Origin of the sequence: Amycolatopsis iheyensis, from assembly GCF_024703995.1 — a bacterium.
GTDB lineage: Bacteria > Actinomycetota > Actinomycetes > Mycobacteriales > Pseudonocardiaceae > Amycolatopsis > Amycolatopsis iheyensis.
In genome coordinates this window covers 129,625-145,291 of record NZ_JAMXQV010000001.1, presented here as the reverse complement: position 1 = coordinate 145,291, position 15,667 = coordinate 129,625, and the positions used below count along the sequence as shown (strand labels likewise).

The 15,667-nt window shown below is 71.3% G+C and carries 15 protein-coding genes; 4 read left to right on the top strand and 11 right to left on the bottom strand.

All coding sequences use genetic code 11. From position 1 onward, the window contains the following. Nucleotides 1-25 precede the first annotated feature (25 nt). The 4 genes from gad to M8542_RS00775 all read right to left on the bottom strand — a co-directional run bounded on the left by gad (nucleotide 26) and on the right by M8542_RS00775 (nucleotide 3,097). Nucleotides 26-1,405, bottom strand: a complete 1,380-nt coding sequence (gad, locus tag M8542_RS00790; protein ID WP_257918000.1) for a glutamate decarboxylase — start codon at nucleotides 1,403-1,405, stop codon at nucleotides 26-28. Between the two features lie 73 nt (nucleotides 1,406-1,478). Further along, nucleotides 1,479-1,955, bottom strand: coding sequence for a Dps family protein (locus M8542_RS00785; RefSeq protein WP_257917999.1), 477 nt, complete (start codon nucleotides 1,953-1,955; stop codon nucleotides 1,479-1,481). A 36-nt stretch (nucleotides 1,956-1,991) separates the two neighbouring features. Then, entirely contained in the window at nucleotides 1,992-2,414 is a 423-nt protein-coding gene (locus M8542_RS00780; protein ID WP_257917998.1) for an organic hydroperoxide resistance protein, read from the bottom strand. A 134-nt stretch (nucleotides 2,415-2,548) separates the two neighbouring features. After that, a complete protein-coding gene (locus tag M8542_RS00775; RefSeq protein ID WP_372508467.1) occupies nucleotides 2,549-3,097 on the bottom strand; it encodes an NADPH-dependent FMN reductase in 549 nt (182 codons plus the stop codon). Nucleotides 3,098-3,242: 145 nt separating this feature from the next. On the opposite strand from M8542_RS00775, the gene M8542_RS00770 reads away from it, so the two are divergent. After that, entirely contained in the window at nucleotides 3,243-4,295 is a 1,053-nt protein-coding gene (locus tag M8542_RS00770) for an alpha/beta hydrolase (RefSeq protein ID WP_257917996.1), read from the top strand. A 79-nt stretch (nucleotides 4,296-4,374) separates the two neighbouring features. Here M8542_RS00770 and M8542_RS00765 read toward each other — a convergent pair whose 3' ends face one another. From M8542_RS00765 to M8542_RS00755, 3 genes are all read right to left on the bottom strand, one after another. Then, on the bottom strand, nucleotides 4,375-4,905 hold the full coding sequence (locus M8542_RS00765) for a hypothetical protein (protein ID WP_257917995.1): 531 nt from the start codon (nucleotides 4,903-4,905) through the stop codon (nucleotides 4,375-4,377). 572 nt (nucleotides 4,906-5,477) lie between these two features. Next, complete coding sequence (locus M8542_RS00760) at nucleotides 5,478-6,077, bottom strand: acyl-CoA-like ligand-binding transcription factor (RefSeq protein WP_257917994.1); 600 nt, start codon at nucleotides 6,075-6,077, stop codon at nucleotides 5,478-5,480. Continuing rightward, nucleotides 6,058-7,584: a DHA2 family efflux MFS transporter permease subunit gene (locus M8542_RS00755; protein WP_257917993.1), complete on the bottom strand. Its 1,527-nt coding sequence runs from the start codon at nucleotides 7,582-7,584 to the stop codon at nucleotides 6,058-6,060. The genes M8542_RS00760 and M8542_RS00755 overlap by 20 nt, the downstream gene beginning before the upstream one ends. A gap of 173 nt (nucleotides 7,585-7,757) precedes the next feature. Here M8542_RS00755 and M8542_RS00750 point away from each other — a divergent pair, with 173 nt between their 5' ends. Continuing rightward, nucleotides 7,758-8,894: an MFS transporter gene (locus M8542_RS00750; RefSeq protein WP_257918549.1), complete on the top strand. Its 1,137-nt coding sequence runs from the start codon at nucleotides 7,758-7,760 to the stop codon at nucleotides 8,892-8,894. A 9-nt stretch (nucleotides 8,895-8,903) separates the two neighbouring features. On the opposite strand, the gene M8542_RS00745 is transcribed toward M8542_RS00750, so the two are convergent. Next, nucleotides 8,904-9,284, bottom strand: coding sequence for a DUF8711 family protein (locus tag M8542_RS00745; protein ID WP_257917992.1), 381 nt, complete (start codon nucleotides 9,282-9,284; stop codon nucleotides 8,904-8,906). A 16-nt stretch (nucleotides 9,285-9,300) separates the two neighbouring features. Beyond that, entirely contained in the window at nucleotides 9,301-10,491 is a 1,191-nt protein-coding gene (locus tag M8542_RS00740) for an RtcB family protein (RefSeq protein WP_257917991.1), read from the bottom strand. Nucleotides 10,492-10,648: 157 nt separating this feature from the next. Here M8542_RS00740 and M8542_RS00735 point away from each other — a divergent pair, with 157 nt between their 5' ends. Together M8542_RS00735 and M8542_RS00730 are read left to right on the top strand one after the other, a co-directional pair. Continuing rightward, nucleotides 10,649-12,127 (top strand): M48 family metallopeptidase, encoded by a 1,479-nt coding sequence (locus tag M8542_RS00735; RefSeq protein ID WP_257917990.1) that lies wholly within the window; start codon nucleotides 10,649-10,651, stop codon nucleotides 12,125-12,127. Between the two features lie 10 nt (nucleotides 12,128-12,137). Beyond that, the gene (locus tag M8542_RS00730; protein WP_257917989.1) at nucleotides 12,138-13,235 is read left to right on the top strand and encodes a DUF4034 domain-containing protein; all 1,098 of its coding nucleotides are present in this window, start codon (nucleotides 12,138-12,140) and stop codon (nucleotides 13,233-13,235) included. Between the two features lie 47 nt (nucleotides 13,236-13,282). On the opposite strand, the gene M8542_RS00725 is transcribed toward M8542_RS00730, so the two are convergent. Together M8542_RS00725 and M8542_RS00720 are read right to left on the bottom strand one after the other, a co-directional pair. Continuing rightward, entirely contained in the window at nucleotides 13,283-14,320 is a 1,038-nt protein-coding gene (locus M8542_RS00725; protein ID WP_257917988.1) for an aspartate-semialdehyde dehydrogenase, read from the bottom strand. After that, nucleotides 14,320-15,585, bottom strand: coding sequence for an aspartate kinase (locus tag M8542_RS00720; protein WP_257917987.1), 1,266 nt, complete (start codon nucleotides 15,583-15,585; stop codon nucleotides 14,320-14,322). Before M8542_RS00720 ends, M8542_RS00725 begins: the two co-directional genes overlap by 1 nt. Between the last annotated feature and the right edge of the window lie 82 nt (nucleotides 15,586-15,667).

Genomic DNA, 15,667 nt, shown 5'->3' with positions numbered 1-15,667 from the left:
GCACTTTCGTACTGAAAGTGCCGCTTCAGTGGTGGAAGGCGGTTGCCTTTGCGGGGTCGGCTGGGTGGCCGCCCAGTTCCGGGAGGATCCGCTTCAGGTCCGCCAGCAGCAGGTCCGCCAGGTCGTGGGTGAAGCCGTTGCGGACGACGATCCGCAGCACCGCCAGGTCCGTGCGGTTTTCCGGGAACGTGTACGCCGGCACCAGCCAGCCACGCTCCCGGAGCCGGCGTGACACCTCGAAGACGTCGAAGCCCGCGTCGGGCCGGGTCGTGACCGCGAAGACCGGCAGCTGGTCCCCTCGCGTCAGCAGCTCGAACGGGCCCAGCGCCTCGATCCCGGCCGACAGGTGCGTCGCGACATCGCGCGAAGCCTGTTGCACCGCCCGGAAACCTTCCCGGCCGAGCCGCACGAACGTGTAGTACTGGGCCGCGACCTCGGCGCCCGGGCGGGAGAAGTTCAGCGCGAACGTCGGCATGTCGCCACCGAGGTAGTTCACGTTGAACACCAGCTCCGCCGGCAGTGCCGCCTGGTCCCGCCAGATCACCCAGCCCACGCCCGGGTAGACGAGCCCGTACTTGTGCCCCGACGTGTTGATCGACGCCACCCGCGGCAGGCGGAAGTCCCACACCAGGTCCGGGTCGAGGAACGGCGCGATCATCGCGCCCGAAGCCCCGTCGACGTGCACCGGGATGTCCCAGCCGGTGCGCTCGGCCAAGGCGTCGAGTGCCGCGGCGATCTCCGCGACCGGCTCGTAGCTGCCGTCGAACGTCGAGCCCAGGATCGCGACGACGCCGATCGTGTTTTCGTCACACCGCGAGACGGCCTCCGAAGCCGAGAGGTGGTAGCGGTCGCCGTCCATCGGGACCAGCCGCGGCTCGACTTCCCAGTACTCGCAGAACTTTTCCCAGCACACCTGGACGTTCGCGCCCATCACCAGGTTCGGCTTCCCGGTGCGCCCGAGCTTGCTCCAGCGCCGCTTCAACGCCATCCCGGCGAGCATGCAGGCTTCCGACGACCCGGTCGTCGAGCAGCCCATGATGTCCGTCGGGTCAGGTGCGTGCCACAGGTCGGCGAGGATGTTGACGCAGCGGCGCTCCAGCTCGGCCGTCTGCGGGTACTCGTCCTTGTCGATCATGTTCTTGTCGACGCACTCGGCCATCAGCTCGCGGGCCTGCGGCTCCATCCACGTCGTGACGAACGTGGCGAGGTTGAGCCGCGCGTTGCCGTCGAGCATCAGCTCGTCGCGCACGAGCTGCAGCGCGGAGTCCGGCGGGAGCGGGTCGTCGCGCAGCTTGTCGTGCGGCATGACGAACCCCGCCGCGAGCGCCGGGTTCGCCCCGGCGTACATCGGATTCGTGCCGCCGGCGCGGTCCGGGCGATCGGCTTTCCCCTGATGCAAGACCATGCCACCGAACGTACTGAGCCCGGCAACGCGAAAGGGGCCGTCCCGTCCGGAACGACCCCTTTCGCGCGAAAAATCAAGCCTGCTGGGCCTGCCACATCCAGTGCGCCTCTTCCAGCGCGCGGGTGATCTCGATCAGCAGGTCCTGCGTGACGAGGTCGCTCTTGTCGGTCTCGTCGATGCGGGCACGCAGCCGCTCGATCAGCGTCGCGAGGATGTCGACGATCGCCGCGACCGTGGCCTCGACGGACTGCCAGTTGTCGGGGTAGTCGGGCGCGCCCGAGCTCTCGACGACGGTCTTGGCCTTGCCGTTCGGCGAGACACCGATGGCGTTGGCGCGCTCGGCGACCTCGTCGACGTACTGGCGTGCGGTGTTGACCAGCTCGTCGAGCTGCAGGTGCGCGCTGCGGAAGTTCGCGCCGACGACGTTCCAGTGGGCCTGCTTCGCGATGAGGGACAGGTCGACCAGGTCGACCAGCGTCGCCTGCAGGGCGTTACCGGTGATCTCCTTGTCGGCCTCGGAAAGCGGGCTCTTGATCGGAGACTTGCTCATCTCTGGTGTTCCTTCCTCGGACTCGTGCGAGAGCGGTCAGACGGTGGCGGAGAGGGCGACCTCGATGTTGCCGCGGGTCGCGTTGGAGTAGGGGCAGACCTGGTGGGCCTGCTCGACCAGCTGGTCGGCCTGGGCCTGCTCGAGGCCGGGCAGGGAGACGTTCAGCGCGACGCCGAGGCCGAACCCGACGTCCTGCTTGAGCACGCTGACCTCCGCCGTCACCGTGGAGTCGCCCAGCGACACCTTGGCCTGGCGAGCCACCAGCTGCAGGGCGCTGTGGAAGCAGGCCGAGTAGCCGGCGGCGAAGAGCTGCTCGGGGTTGGTCTTGTCCCCGCCGGGGCCGCCCATCTCCTTCGGGATGGCCAGCGACTCGTCGATGACGCCGTCGGAAGAGGTCACCTCGCCGTTGCGGCCGTCGCCGCGCGCCGTCGCCACCGCTGTGTAAATCGCCTGACCCATGCTCAGCCTGCCTTCTGTCGCGGACGCTCCACAGCGAGCGTCTCACTGGGCACAACATCCCGCGACCGCGGAACGGTGCCCCCACATGGCAGGCATCACGTGTAGCGATTACCCGGCGGCCACCGGGCAAAACGTCATGCGGCGCGCATCACGGCGAACTCGGCGACCTGCCGCCCGATCAGGCGGAGCGTGCGCACGCTCTTCTCGTCCGAGGCGCCCCCGCCCTCGTCGAACTTGGTCTCGGCGGAGTTGATCGAACCACCCAACGGGGTGGCCCAGCCGCGCAGCGCGTGCGTGATCGTGCGCAGCTGCTCGAGCGTGGTCACCGCGGCCTGCCAGCCGTACGCGACCGCGGCGAGGCCGACCGCGCGGCCGTCGAGGTAGGGACGCTGGTCGTCGCGGAGGTCCTCGACGTAGTCCAGGGCGTTCTTGACCAGGCCCGACAGCGCGCCGTGGTAACCCGGCGAGACGACGACGAGGCCGTCCGCGTGCCGGATGGCTTCGACGAGCCGGGTGGCGCGTTCGTCGCGGTCCGGCTCGCCGGCGTCGTAGAACGGCAGCACCAGATCCGGGCCGGTGAGCAGGCTGGTCCGGACCCCGACTTCGGCCGCGCCGGCGAGCGCGATCTGCAACGCGCGTTCGGACTGGGAGCCCTCGCGGAGAGAGCCGCCGATCCCGAGCACGTTGAGCGTCCTGGCTGAAGTCACGCTTTCCAGGCTAACCCCTCCACTTAACTGGAGGACCAGACTCTGGGACCGAGGTCCGCGTCACAGCTGGACCTGTTACCTACTGACGAGTAACGTCCCCGGCGACCCTCAGGAGGCAACGATGGCGATCCCGCTCCCGGTCCGCATCCAGGCGGCCGCGTCCCAGCTGGCGTTCTGGCTGCCCACGCCGGTGCGGCGGGTGGTCGCGGGCCGCCCGAAGCGCATCGACGGCCAGGACCTCGCCCTCGACGCCCAGCTGCTGCTCCGGCTGCAGAAGATCGCCCGCGCCGAACTGGTGCACGGCTCGGTCGAGCAGTCCCGCGCCCTGCTCGACGTCGGGCGGCACCTGGTCAGTGGCAAGCCGATCGAGCCGGTCTCGGTGCGCGAGGTCGCCGTGCCGACCCCCGACGGCGACCTCCCGGCAACGCTCTACACACCCGTCGGGCTGCCGGAGAAGTCGCCGCTGCTGGTGTTCTTCCACGGCGGCGGCTGGGTGATCGGGACACGCGCGAGCCACGACAACGCCGTCCGGTTCCTGGCCAAGCACGCCGGCGTGCGGGTGCTGTCGATCGAGTACCGGCTGGCCCCGGAGTTCCCGTTCCCGGCGGCGGCGGAAGACGCGCTGGCGGCGTTCGAGTACGCGGTGGCGAAGGCGAGCGACCTCGGCGCGGACCCGGCGCGCATCGCCGTCGGCGGCGACAGCGCGGGCGGCAACCTCGCCGCGGTCACGGCGCAGCAGGCCGTGCGGCGCGGTGGCCCGGTGCCGGCGTTCCAGCTGCTGATCTACCCCGCGACGGATTTCGCGAAGCGGTACCGCTCGCGAGACTTGTTCGGCGAAGACCTGTTCCTGACCGACGTGCACATGAAGTGGTTCGAGAACCACTACGTGCCCTCGGGCACGGACCTGACCGACCCGCGGCTCTCGCCGCTGCGCGCGGACGACCTGAGCGGCCTGCCGCCGGCGCTGGTCGTCACGGCCGGGTTCGACCCGCTGCGCGACGAAGGCGAGGCGTACGCGGAAAAGCTGCGCGAGGCGGGTGTCGAGGTGGCGTTGCGCCGGCACGACGACCTGATCCACGGGTTCATCAACTTCACCGGCGTCGGCACGCGGTTCCGCGAAGCGCTGGCCGAGACGGCGGGCGCGCTGCGGCAGGGTCTGTCCAAACGGGACTGACGTGCCGAACCCGGAGCCCGGCGCGGAGAAATGTCCGCGGCCGGGCTCCGGGTCCCCCTGTTTCCCTTCGGTGGTTCGCTCAGCCCGCCGGCGCGGGCAGTGGTGGCACCGGCAGCGGCGGCACGGGCAGGCCGCCGAGAATCCCGCCGAGGATCCCGGTGACGGCCGCCAGCAGCGCCTTGACCAGGTCGCTGACGATCTTCAACGGGCCGGGCAGGTCGGGCAGCGACGGGATCGGCACCGGCAGCGGCGGCAGCTGGCGCGCCTTGGCCGTCGGGTCGGTGAGGAGCCGGGTGGACTCGTCGGCACGGCCCTTGGCCAGGCCGGCGAGCTGCTCGGTGTCGGTCTGGACGGTGTAGCGCTTCCCGGCGGCGATGTCGGCGAGCACCGGGCTCAGCTGACCGAGGTCGCCGCGCGTGGCGCCGACGTTGCCCGCGTAGGCCACCTTGGTCAGGTCGTCACGCATCTGGAGCACCTGTGCGGCGAGGGCCTGGGTGCTGGAGGACCCCTTGCCCCCGTCCGGGCTCGCCGAGGCGATCCCCGCCATACCGACCGCCAGCAGACTGCTCGCGGCTACGAGGGCGATGGACCGCCCGAACTTGCCTTTCATTCCTTACCTCCTGGCCTCGGGAGACCTGACGGGATAAATCGATACCCCCCGTGTCGGAGATAAGCCACCCGATCACCGGTTAGAGACGTTTTCTAACCCTTACGTGCCGGATGCGCGAGCGGCGAACTGGCCCGCAATTGATTAACGTCGAAACCTTGCCCGTCCCCCTGAAGATCATCCTGATCGATTCCCGCTGTCACTGCTGGTAGCGAGCGTCCACTGTAGAGCGATTGGGTCACTCACGCGGGTGTAAACGGTGATCATTTAGCTTGATCACTCCGTCGGACCGCGTGTCGGGACTGCTCCAGACGGGGCGTCCCCCACGCTCGCACCGCCACCCACAAGGTTCCGCCCGTGGTGGTGGCGTGGTGGTGGCGGAAATGCGAAATCAATTCCGGAAAGCGGTTTCGGCGGGGGTGGCGCGGCTTGCGGTGAAGGTGATCGGGTGGCATTCGGGTGGACCGCCGCCTCGGTCGAGCTGGCGGCGGGCTCGCCACCCCGCGGCCGGCTGAATCGAGCGCCGACCGGGCCTCCCCGCCGGCGCGCGCCACAAAGCCGGCCACCCCGAGCCGTCACAGCGGCAGGCCGGCCTCCAGATGCGCCACCGCCCGGTCCAGCACCACCAACGTGTCGGCGTCCGGATCCCCGGCGGACCCCACGAACGCCGCCAGCACCACCCCGACCACCGCGCCCGCCCAGTTGCGGACCTCGAAGTCGTCCGCCGACCGGCCGGTTCGCTCGGCCGCCAGGCCCGCCAGCAGCTCGATCCCCTCCGCGAACTTGTCCATCACCGCCGTGCGCAGCTCCGGCTCGGTGAACACCAGCCGCTGGCGCCGGCGCTCCTGCTCCCACGCCTCGCCCGCCAGCTGCCCCCTGATCACGTCCACCGTCGCGCGCAGCGCGCCGATCGGGGTCAGCTCCGCCGGCTGGGCCAGGGCCGCCGCGATCAGCACCGGGTCGAACGGGTCGTACAACACCGTTGCTTCCTTCGTCGGGAAGTACCGGAAGAACGTGCTCGGCGAGATCTCCGCCGCCGCCGCGATCTGGTCCACCGTCGTGGCGCTGTAGCCCTGTTCGTGGAACAGCCGCAACGCGTGCCGCTGGATCGCGGCGCGCGTCCTGGCCTTCTTCCGTTCCCGCAGTCCCGTGGGCTCAGCTGGCGACGACGTCATGCTCCGATTCTCGCGGCTGCTCCCCGGCGCCCGTTCGCCCGGGCAGGAACAGCAGCGCCAGCAGGGCCCCGGCCAGGCCGAGCCCGGCGCAGACCCACAGCGTCGCCGCCATGCCGTCGGTGAACGCCGTCCGCGCGGACGCGGCCAGCGCCGGCAGGTGCAGCTTCTCCGCCACGGCGACCGCGCTCGACGCGCTGCCGCGCACCGCGTCCGCCACCGGCGCGGGCAACCCGTCGACCGGGACGCCGTCGCGGTAGGCACCGTTGAGCACCGTGCCCAGCACCGCCACCCCGATCGTGCCGCCGACCTGGCGCAACACCTGGATCAGCGCCGACCCGGCCCCCGCCCGCCCCTCGGTGAGCGCGCCCATCGACATCGTCATCAACGGCGGCAGCGTGCACCCCGTGCCCAGCCCGATGACGATCTCCCAGCCCACCGTGGCGCCGTAGCCGTCCGCCGCAGACGTCGTCGAGCCCCAGGCCAGGCCGGCCGCGAGCAGCGCGAACCCGAACGTGACGACCACCCGCACCCCCAGCGCGGCGACCAGCCGTTCGGCGAGCTTCGCCGACACCAGCATCCCGCCGATCAGCGGCAGCAGCCGCACCCCGGTCTGCAGCGCGTCCGCCCCTTGCACCGCCTGGAACAGCTGCGGCAGCACGAACAGCAGGCCCATCAGCGCGAAGGACGCCATGGTGGCGAGCGTCGCGCCCCAGACGAACCGCGGCTCGCGGAACAGCGCCAGATCGGTCAGCGGCGCGGCCACCCGCGGCTGGGTCCAGCAGAACCCCGCCAGCACCACGACGCCGAGCGCGATCAGGCCGAGCGTCACCGGGTCGGTCCAGCCGTGCTCGCCGGCGTGCACGAACCCGTAGGTCAGCGCGACCAGGCCGGCCGCCGAAAGCGCGATGCCCCGGAAGTCGATCCCGCCCTGGCCGGACCCGCGCGTGCGCGGGATCAGCAGCAGCACCGCGAGCACGCCGACGACCGTCAGCGGCACGTTGATCAGGAACACCGAGCCCCAGGCGAAGTGGTCGAGCAGCCAGCCGCCGAGAAGCGGGCCGAGCGGGATGCCGGCGAACGTCGCCAGCACCCACGTCGTCAGCGCCTTCGCCCGCTCCTCCGGCGGGAACAGGATGTTCAGCAGCGAGAGCGTCAGCGGGATCAGGAACGCGGCGCCGACGCCGAGCACGACCCGGGCGGCGATCAGCTGGCCGGGCGAGCTCGCGTAGGCGCAGCCCAGCGAGGCCAGCCCGAACACCGCGAGCGCGGCGAGCAGCAGGTTCTTCGGGCCGAACCGGTCGCCCAGCAGGCCGGCCGGCAGCAGCAGCGCGGCCAGCGCCAGCGTGTAGGCGTTGCCGAACCATTGCAGCTGCGTGGTCGTGGCGCCGAGGTCGACGGCGAGTGTCGGCACCGCGACGTTCAACACAGTCAGGTCCAGGCCGACGGTCAGCAGGCTCACCGCGAGCGCGCCGAGCGCCCACCACCTGCGTGGATGGAGCTGAGTCATAGCGACCCCCATTTGATAGTGACTACCAAGTGAGAGTAGCTCTCAAAATTATCCGGCACCAGTGGGAAATAACTTGCACGCGCGTACCACCTTGGGTTCTCATCGAGGACGTGCCTCTGCAGCCCTACCGCCGGGTGCTCTCCGTCCCCCGCGTTCCCTCGACGATGGCCCTGATGTTCCTGGCGCGGCTGCCGATGACCATGAACGGCGTCCTGATGACGCTGTACATCGTCACCGGGCTCGGCCGCGGCTACGGCGCCGCCGGGCTGGTCGGCGCCGGCGTCACCCTCGGCATGGCGCTCGGCGCGCCGCTGCTCGGCCGCTGCTTCGACCGGTACGGGCTGCGGCCGATCGTCGCCGTCTGCGGGATCGGCACGACGGTGTTCTGGATCGCCGCGCCGCACCTGCCCTACGAAGCGCTCGCCGCGGTCGCGGTCCCGGCCGGGATGCTCTCGGTGCCCGCGGGCTCGCTGGCCCGGCAGGTGCTGGCCGCGCTCGTCCCGGTTTCGGAGCGTCGCGCGGCGTACTCGCTCGACACGATCTCGATCGAAGCGACGTTCATGATCGGCCCGGCCGTCGGCATCGCGGCCATCACGGCCCTCTCGCCGACGTTCACGCTCAGCGCGCTCGGCGTGCTGTTCGGCGGCACGGCGTTCCTGATCTGGCTGATCAACCCGCCCATCCGCGAAGCGGTGGACCCGGCCGAGTCCAGCGTCCGGCCGCGGCTGCGGAGCTGGCTGACCGGCCGGCTCGTCGCGACGCTGCTGATCGCGGCCGGCACGTTGTTCGTGCTCGTCGGCACCGAGCTGGCGACGCTGGCGGCCCTGCGCGCGAACGGCGACCTCGGCGTCACCGGCCTGGTGATCGCGGTGATGTGCGCGGCCTCGATCGCCGGTGGCATCGTGCACGGCGCGGTCAAGCGGTCGCTGCCGCAAGGGCTGCTGATGCTGCTGCTCGCGCTGCTGGTGGTGCCCGTCGGGCTGGCCGACCAGCCGTGGTGGCTGCTGATGCTCGTCCTGATCCCGACGAACCTGCTCTGCGCGCCGACCCTGGCAGCGACCACCGAGACGGTCAGCCGGATCGCCCCGCCGCGGGTGCGCGGCGAGGCGATGGGACTGCAGGACGCGTCGACGCGGATGGGCCTCGCGCTGGGCAGCCCGGTGGTCGGCTTCGCGATCGACCACTCGAGCCCGGCCTGGGGATTCGCGGCGGCCGGCCTGGGCGGCCTGGTGATCGCGGCGGCGGGCCTGCTGTACCGGCGCGCGCCGGAACCGGCCACGGAGCCGGTCCCGGCGCTGGCCGAGAGCTAGCGGGCCCGGTCAGCCGCAGGCCGCGCGGAGGGCGTCGAGCTTCTTGACGTTGCGCTGCACCCACTGGGCGACCACGCCGGCGTCCTCGATGCGCTCCTTCTGCACCTCGACGTACGACCCGGCCATCCCGAGCAGCGCGTTCTTCACGTCCTGGTCCTGGACGCTGCCCGCCAGCTCGCGCAGCCGCCGCTCCTTGTCCGCGGCACGCTCCTTGAGCTTGGCCGGGTCGACCAGCGGGTTCAGGTCTGCGAGCCCGAGCGCCTCGGTGCACGCGCTCACCTTGTCCGCGGTCCTCGAACCCTGGTCGACCGCCTGGCCGACCTGGTCGCACCCGGCCAGCAGCAATCCCGCGGCCGCCAGCACGGCGGCCGTCCCTCCACCCCTCGTCATGGCGCCAAGGTACCGCTCAGCCCTTGACGCAGACCACCTGCTTGAGGTGCGCCACCACCTCGACCAGGTCCGTCTGCGCACGGATCACCGAATCGATGTCCTTGTACGCCGCCGGGATCTCGTCGACGACCCCCGAGTCCTTGCGGCACTCGACGCCGGCCGTCTGCTCGGCCAGGTCCTCGGCGGTGAACAGCTTCTTGGCCTTGTTGCGGGACATCCGGCGGCCGGCGCCGTGCGACGCCGACTGGAAGGACGAGGTGTTCCCGAGCCCGCGGACGATGTACGAACCGGTCCCCATGCTGCCCGGGATGATCCCCAGCTCACCCGATCCGGCGCGGATCGCGCCCTTCCGGGTGACGAGCAGCTCGACGCCGTCGTACGTCTCTTCCGCGACGTAGTTGTGGTGGCACGAGATCGCGTCGTCGAAGCCCGTCTGCGGGACGACGTCCTTCAGCGCCTGCTTCACGAGCGCGACCATCGTGGCGCGGTTGCGCGCCGCGTAGTCCTGCGCCCAGAACAGGTCCCGCCGGTAGGCCTGCATCTCCGGCGTGCCGGCGACGAACACCGCGAGGTCGGTGTCGGGCAGGTCGGCGTTGTGCGGCAGCTTGCGCGCGACGGCCATGTGCCGCTCCGCCAGCTCCTTGCCGATGTTGCGCGAACCCGAGTGCAGCATCAGCCAGACCCGGCCCTCGTCGGCGCCGCCCTGCTCGAGGCAGACCTCGATGAAGTGGTTGCCGCCGCCGAGGCTCCCGATCTGCCGCGCGGCCCGGTCGTGCAGCTCCTGGACGCCGGTGTGCAGCTGCCCGAAGCCCTTCCAGAACGCGTCCCAGCCACCGACGCCGTGCACCTTCGCCGGGTTCACCGGCGTCTTGTGCAGCCCGAAGCCGACGGGCACGGCGCTTTCGATGCGACGGCGCAGCGTCCCGAGGTCGTCCGGCAGGTCGCCCGCGGTGAGCGACGTCCGGACGGCGCTCATGCCGCACCCGATGTCGACGCCGACCGCGGCCGGCGAGACGGCGTCGCGCATGGCGATGACGCTGCCGACGGTCGCACCCTTCCCGTAATGGACGTCCGGCATCACGGCGACGCCGTGCACCCACGGCAGGTTCGCGACGTTGTGCAGCTGCCGCATGGCCTGGTCTTCGACCGACGCGGGGTCCGCCCACATCCGGATCGGGACGCGGGCGCCTTCGACAGCGGTGTACATGGTTCCTCCCCGTGAACTTGCTTGCGGCGCCCAGGATCCCCCGCCCGCCGCCAAAACACCAACGCGATTTCTTCGTGAGCAAAAAGAAATCCGGTGGCGGCGGCCGGTCCGGCAGAATGAGCCGACCGTCCGGAAGGGACGGTGTGGGGGAGGAATCGTGAAGACTTCGTGGCGCGCGCTCGTCGCCGTCGTGCTGCTGGCCGGGTTCCCAGTGCTCGTGCTGCTGGTCGTCGGCGGCCTGGCCGCGGCCGAGTACTGGGCCTTCCAGCACTCCGGACTGCTGGCGATCAAGCTCGGGATCGTCGCGGTGCCGGTGTCGTTCGCCCTGCTCAAGGCCCTGTTCGCGATCGAGCGGACCCGCGGCGACGACCTGCCGGGCGTGCCGGTGACGCCGGCGGACCAGCCCGGGTTGTGGGCGCTCGTGCGCGAGATCGCCGACGCCGTCGGCACCCGGCCGCCGGACGCGATCTCGCTGCTCAACGACGTCAACGCCGGGGTGCGCGAGCGGACCGGGTGGCTCGGGCTGCGGGTGCGCCGGCGCGAGATGTTCATCGGGGCGCAGCTGCTCGCCGGCCTGCGCCACGACCAGCTGCGCGCCCTGCTCGGGCACGAGCTGGCGCACTACACCAACCGCGACACCCGGCTGGCCGGGCTGACCTACCGCGGCCGGCGGTCCATCGAGAAAGCGCTGACCGGGCTCGACGGCGACGGCTGGTTCGAAGGGCTCGTCCGGAAGCTGTTCGTGCTCTACGCGAAGCTCTACTTCGCGGTCTCCGCGTCGGTCTGCCGCCGTCAGGAGCTCGCCGCCGACGCCGCCGCGGCGCGGCTGGCCGGGACCGCGGCCGCCACCAGCGCGCTGCGCGAAGTCGACGCGCTCGACGTCGCCTGGAAGTACTACGCCGACCACTACTTGGTGGTCGGCTGGCACGCGGGCTACCTGCCGGACCGGCCGGCGGGCGGGTTCCGGGCAATGCTCGCCGACGCCGGACGCGCCGAGCAGATCGACCGGCTCCGGCGGGAGCTGCCGGCGGAGGAGACCTCCCGCTACGACACGCACCCCGCGACGTCGGAGCGGGTCGCCGCGCTGGCAGCCGGGCCGGCGGTGCCGGGCCCGGCGGGTGGCGACCGCCCGGCGAGCGAAGTTCTGCGTGACGCCGAAGCGACGCTGGACACGGCCTTGTTCGCCGACCTGGACGCCGAAGCGGCCGCCAAGCGCCGCACGGACTGGGACAGCCTGGTGGACATCGGTTTCCGGCACGCCGCGACCAAGGCGAAGACGGTGTTCCTGAACGGGCGCACGCTCGACGACGCGCTCGCGCTGATCGACGCGGGGCAGGCGAGTGAGTTCGCCGATCCGGGTGTCCAGCCGCCGGCGTCCGCCGGACCGCGGGCCCGGCGTGAGTTCTTCGTCGCCTCCGTCCGCTCGAACCTGGCCACCGTGGTCGCCGCCGCGCTGGCGGAAGCCGGGGTGGCGCACTGGAAACTGTCCTGGTCGGGCCCGGCCGAGCTCGTCGTCGACGAGCCGCACGGCACCGAGCTGGACCCGGCCCTCGACGCCGCCGCGGCGGCCGACCCCGACACCGCCCCGCTGCGGGCCCTGCTGACCGCGGCCGGCGTCCTGCCGGTGCGCACCTGAGGAGAAACCCATGCCGTTGTTCGACTTCAAGCGCCGCAAGGCCGCCGTGGCGCTGGTGAAGGCCGCGCGTGCCCGCGGGATGGGCGTCGAAGACTACGTGAAGACGCTTTCGCCGGCGGAGCTCGCCAAGTACGTGCCCGGCGCCGACCAGCCGAAGACCGAGATGCCGGACGTCGCGCTGTGGGGCCTCCCCCCGGGCGAGGACGTGACGGCGGAGCCGTTCCTCGCCGACGCCCGGCTCGCCGAAGCTGTCGCGGCCTACCGCGCCGGTGACTGGCGGCCGGGGGCCCGGCTGCTGGAGGAGATCGGTGCCGACTGGGACCGCCGGGCCCACGCCGTCCAGCAGCTCGGGGACGCCGCCGCGGACGACGACCTCCCGCTCAAGGAGTGGCGGACGGCCGGCAGCGCGGCCGCCGAAGCCGTCCACGCCCAGGGTCTGGTGGCGCTGGCCTGGCAGATACGCACGCGGCTCACCCCCGAGCACGTTTCCGAGGAGCAGTGGGCCGGCTTCTTCCGCGTGCTCGAGGACGCCGAAGCCGCGACGCACGCCGCGATCGAAGCGGCGCCGGACGACCCGACGCCGTGGTGCACCATGCTGACCGTCGCCCGCGGGCGCCAGTACGACAACGACGGCTTCCGCGCGGTGTGGGCCGACCTGGTGGCCCGCGACCCGCTGCACCGGCCCGCCCACGACCAGGCACTGCAGTACTGGTGCGCGAAGTGGTTCGGGTCGCACGAGCAGATGTTCGCCTTCGCCGACGAAGCCGCCGCGAAGGCACCGAAGCTCGCGGGCCTGGCCCTCGTCGCCGCGCACGAAGCGGAAGCGAAGGACGTCGAGGCCTGGAAGAGCGACCGGACCGAGCGTGCGCTGGACGTCGCCCTGCCGTGGCTGGCCGGCGAAGGACGGGACCACCCGGCGAACCGCCGCGACCGCGCGTACGCGGCGAAGGCACTGGTGGTGAACGGCCGCGGCGACGAGGCCGTCGAACAGTTCAAGGTGCTCGGCACGCACGCGGACGCGCTCGTCTGGGCCTACGGCGGCAAGGGCGCCGTGTTCGAGTTCGTCAAGACGCGCTACCTGGCCTGCCACGGCGCGACCCGGCCGTGAACGCGACGAAGGCCCCCTCGCGCGCGAGGGGGCCTTCGTCTTCAGTACTACTGCTGCGCGATCAGCTCCGCGATCTGCACCGCGTTGAGCGCCGCGCCCTTGCGCAGGTTGTCGTTCGCGATGAACAGCGCCAGCCCGCGGCCGCCCCCGACACCCTGGTCGACGCGGATGCGGCCGACGTAGCTCGGGTCGTTGCCCGCCGCCTGCAGCGGGGTCGGGATCTCCGACAGCTCGACGCCCGGCGCGTGCGTGAGCAGCTCGGTCGCGCGTTCGACGGTCAGCGGCTGCGCGAACTCGGCGTTGACCGAGATCGAGTGGCCAGAGAAGACCGGCACCCGCACGCAGGTGCAGGACACGCCGAGGCCCGGGATGCTCAGGATCTTGCGGCTCTCGTTGCGGAACTTCTTCTCTTCGTCCGTCTCGAGCTCGCCGTCGTCCACAATGGACCCCGCCATCGGCAGGACGTTGAACGCGATCGGCCGGACGTACTTGTCCGGCGCGGGGAACTCGATCGCCGCGCCGTCGTGGGTCAGCAGCTCCGCGTGCTCGGCGCCCGCCTTCACCTGGCCCGCCAGCTCGTCGACGCCGGCCAGCCCGCTACCGGACACCGCCTGGTACGTCGAGGCGACCAGCCGGACCAGGCCGGCCTCGTCGTGCAGCGGCTTCAGCACCGGCATCGCGGCCATGGTGGTGCAGTTGGGGTTCGCGATGATCCCCTTGCGCGCTTCCTTGATGGCGTGCGGGTTGACCTCGCTGACGACCAGCGGCACGTCGGGGTCCATCCGGAACGCCGAGGAGTTGTCGATCACCGTCACGCCGGCCTCGGCGAACCGCGGCGCCTGCGCCTTCGACGTCGACCCGCCCGCGGAGAACAACGCGATGTCCAAACCGGACGGATCCGCGACCGCCGCGTCTTCGACCGTGATTTCGGTGTCGCGCCACGGCAGCTTCGAACCCGCCGAGCGCGCCGAAGCGAAGTACCGGAGCTCGGCGATCGGGAACTCCCGCTCCGCCAGCAGCTTGCGCATGACCGCGCCGACCTGGCCGGTCGCGCCGACCACTCCGACCCGCAACCCGTCCGCCATCAGCGACCACTCCCCGCGTAGACAACCGCTTCCTCGTCGCCGCCGAGCTCGAACGCGTCGTGGATCGCGCGCACGGCGTCGTCGAGCTGGGCGTCGCGGATCAGCACCGAGATCCGGATTTCCGAGGTGTTGATGATTTCGATGTTGACGCCGGCGTTGGCCAGCGCCTCGCAGAACGTCGCCGTGACACCGGGGTGCGAGCGCATTCCCGCGCCGACCAGTGAGACCTTGCCGACGTGGTCGTCGTAGAGCACCGTCTCGAAGCCGATCTCCGCCTTGACCTTCTCCAGCTCCTTGACCGCCTTGGCGCCGTTGGCCTTCGACAGCGTGAACGTGATGTCGGTGCGGCCGGACACGGTGCTCGACACGTTCTGCAGCACCATGTCGATGTCGATCTCGGCGTCGGCGATCACGCGGAAGATCCGGGCCGCCGCGCCGGCGTGGTCCGGCACCCCGGTGACCGTGATCTTGGCTTCGGAGCGGTCGTGCGCCACACCGGTGATCAGGGCTTGTTCCACGGGGATCTCCTCGATAGAACCGGTCACGGTCGTGCCCGGCTTGTCACTGTAGGAAGAGCGGACACGGATCGGCACGCCGTAGCGGCGCGCGTACTCGACCGAACGCAGGTGCAGGATCTTCGACCCGCTGGCGGCGAGCTCGAGCATCTCCTCGTACGGGATGGTGTCGAGCTTGCGCGCGTCCGGCACGATCCGCGGGTCGGCCGAGTACACACCGTCCACATCGGAGTAGATCTCGCAGACGTCGGCGTTCAGCGCGGCGGCCAGCGCGACGGCGGTGGTGTCCGAGCCGCCGCGGCCCAGCGTGGTGATGTCCTTGGTGTCCTGCGCGACGCCCTGGAAGCCCGCGACCAGCGCGACGTAGCCCTGTTCGAGGGCTTCGGTGACGCGACTGGGCGTGACGTCGATGATCCGCGCGTTGCCGTGCACCGACGTCGTGACGACGCCGGCCTGCGAGCCGGTGAACGACCAGGCCTCGGCACCCTGCGCGGCGATCGCCATGGCGACCAGCGAGTTCGAGATGCGCTCACCGGCGGTGAGCAGCATGTCCATCTCCCGCCCCGGTGGCGACGGGTTGACCTGCTGCGCCAGGTCGAGCAGCTCGTCGGTGGTGTCACCCATCGCCGAGCAGACGACGACGACGTCGTTGCCGGCCTTCTTGGCGGCGACGATCCGTTCGGCGACGCGCTTGATCCGGTCGGCACTTTCCAGCGACGATCCGCCGTACTTCTGGACCACGAGGGCCACGCCCGAACCTCCTAGCCGGGCCGGGTGTGCTCCCTGGTGGGCACCGGAGAGCCCCCGCGTCCCATGTTTGACAGGGAGCCTA

Bases quoted from the DNA above. Each gene is read 5' to 3' on its own strand.
- gad (WP_257918000.1), bottom strand. From the start codon at position 1,405: ATGGTCTTGCATCAGGGGAAAGCCGATCGCCCGGACCGCGCCGGCGGC.
- M8542_RS00785 (WP_257917999.1), bottom strand. From the start codon at position 1,955: ATGAGCAAGTCTCCGATCAAGAGCCCGCTTTCCGAGGCCGACAAGGAG.
- M8542_RS00780 (WP_257917998.1), bottom strand. From the start codon at position 2,414: ATGGGTCAGGCGATTTACACAGCGGTGGCGACGGCGCGCGGCGACGGC.
- M8542_RS00770 (WP_257917996.1), top strand. From the start codon at position 3,243: ATGGCGATCCCGCTCCCGGTCCGCATCCAGGCGGCCGCGTCCCAGCTG.
- M8542_RS00765 (WP_257917995.1), bottom strand. From the start codon at position 4,905: ATGAAAGGCAAGTTCGGGCGGTCCATCGCCCTCGTAGCCGCGAGCAGT.
- M8542_RS00760 (WP_257917994.1), bottom strand. From the start codon at position 6,077: ATGACGTCGTCGCCAGCTGAGCCCACGGGACTGCGGGAACGGAAGAAG.
- M8542_RS00755 (WP_257917993.1), bottom strand. From the start codon at position 7,584: ATGACTCAGCTCCATCCACGCAGGTGGTGGGCGCTCGGCGCGCTCGCG.
- M8542_RS00750 (WP_257918549.1), top strand. From the start codon at position 7,758: ATGTTCCTGGCGCGGCTGCCGATGACCATGAACGGCGTCCTGATGACG.
- M8542_RS00745 (WP_257917992.1), bottom strand. From the start codon at position 9,284: ATGACGAGGGGTGGAGGGACGGCCGCCGTGCTGGCGGCCGCGGGATTG.
- M8542_RS00740 (WP_257917991.1), bottom strand. From the start codon at position 10,491: ATGTACACCGCTGTCGAAGGCGCCCGCGTCCCGATCCGGATGTGGGCG.
- M8542_RS00730 (WP_257917989.1), top strand. From the start codon at position 12,138: ATGCCGTTGTTCGACTTCAAGCGCCGCAAGGCCGCCGTGGCGCTGGTG.
- M8542_RS00725 (WP_257917988.1), bottom strand. From the start codon at position 14,320: ATGGCGGACGGGTTGCGGGTCGGAGTGGTCGGCGCGACCGGCCAGGTC.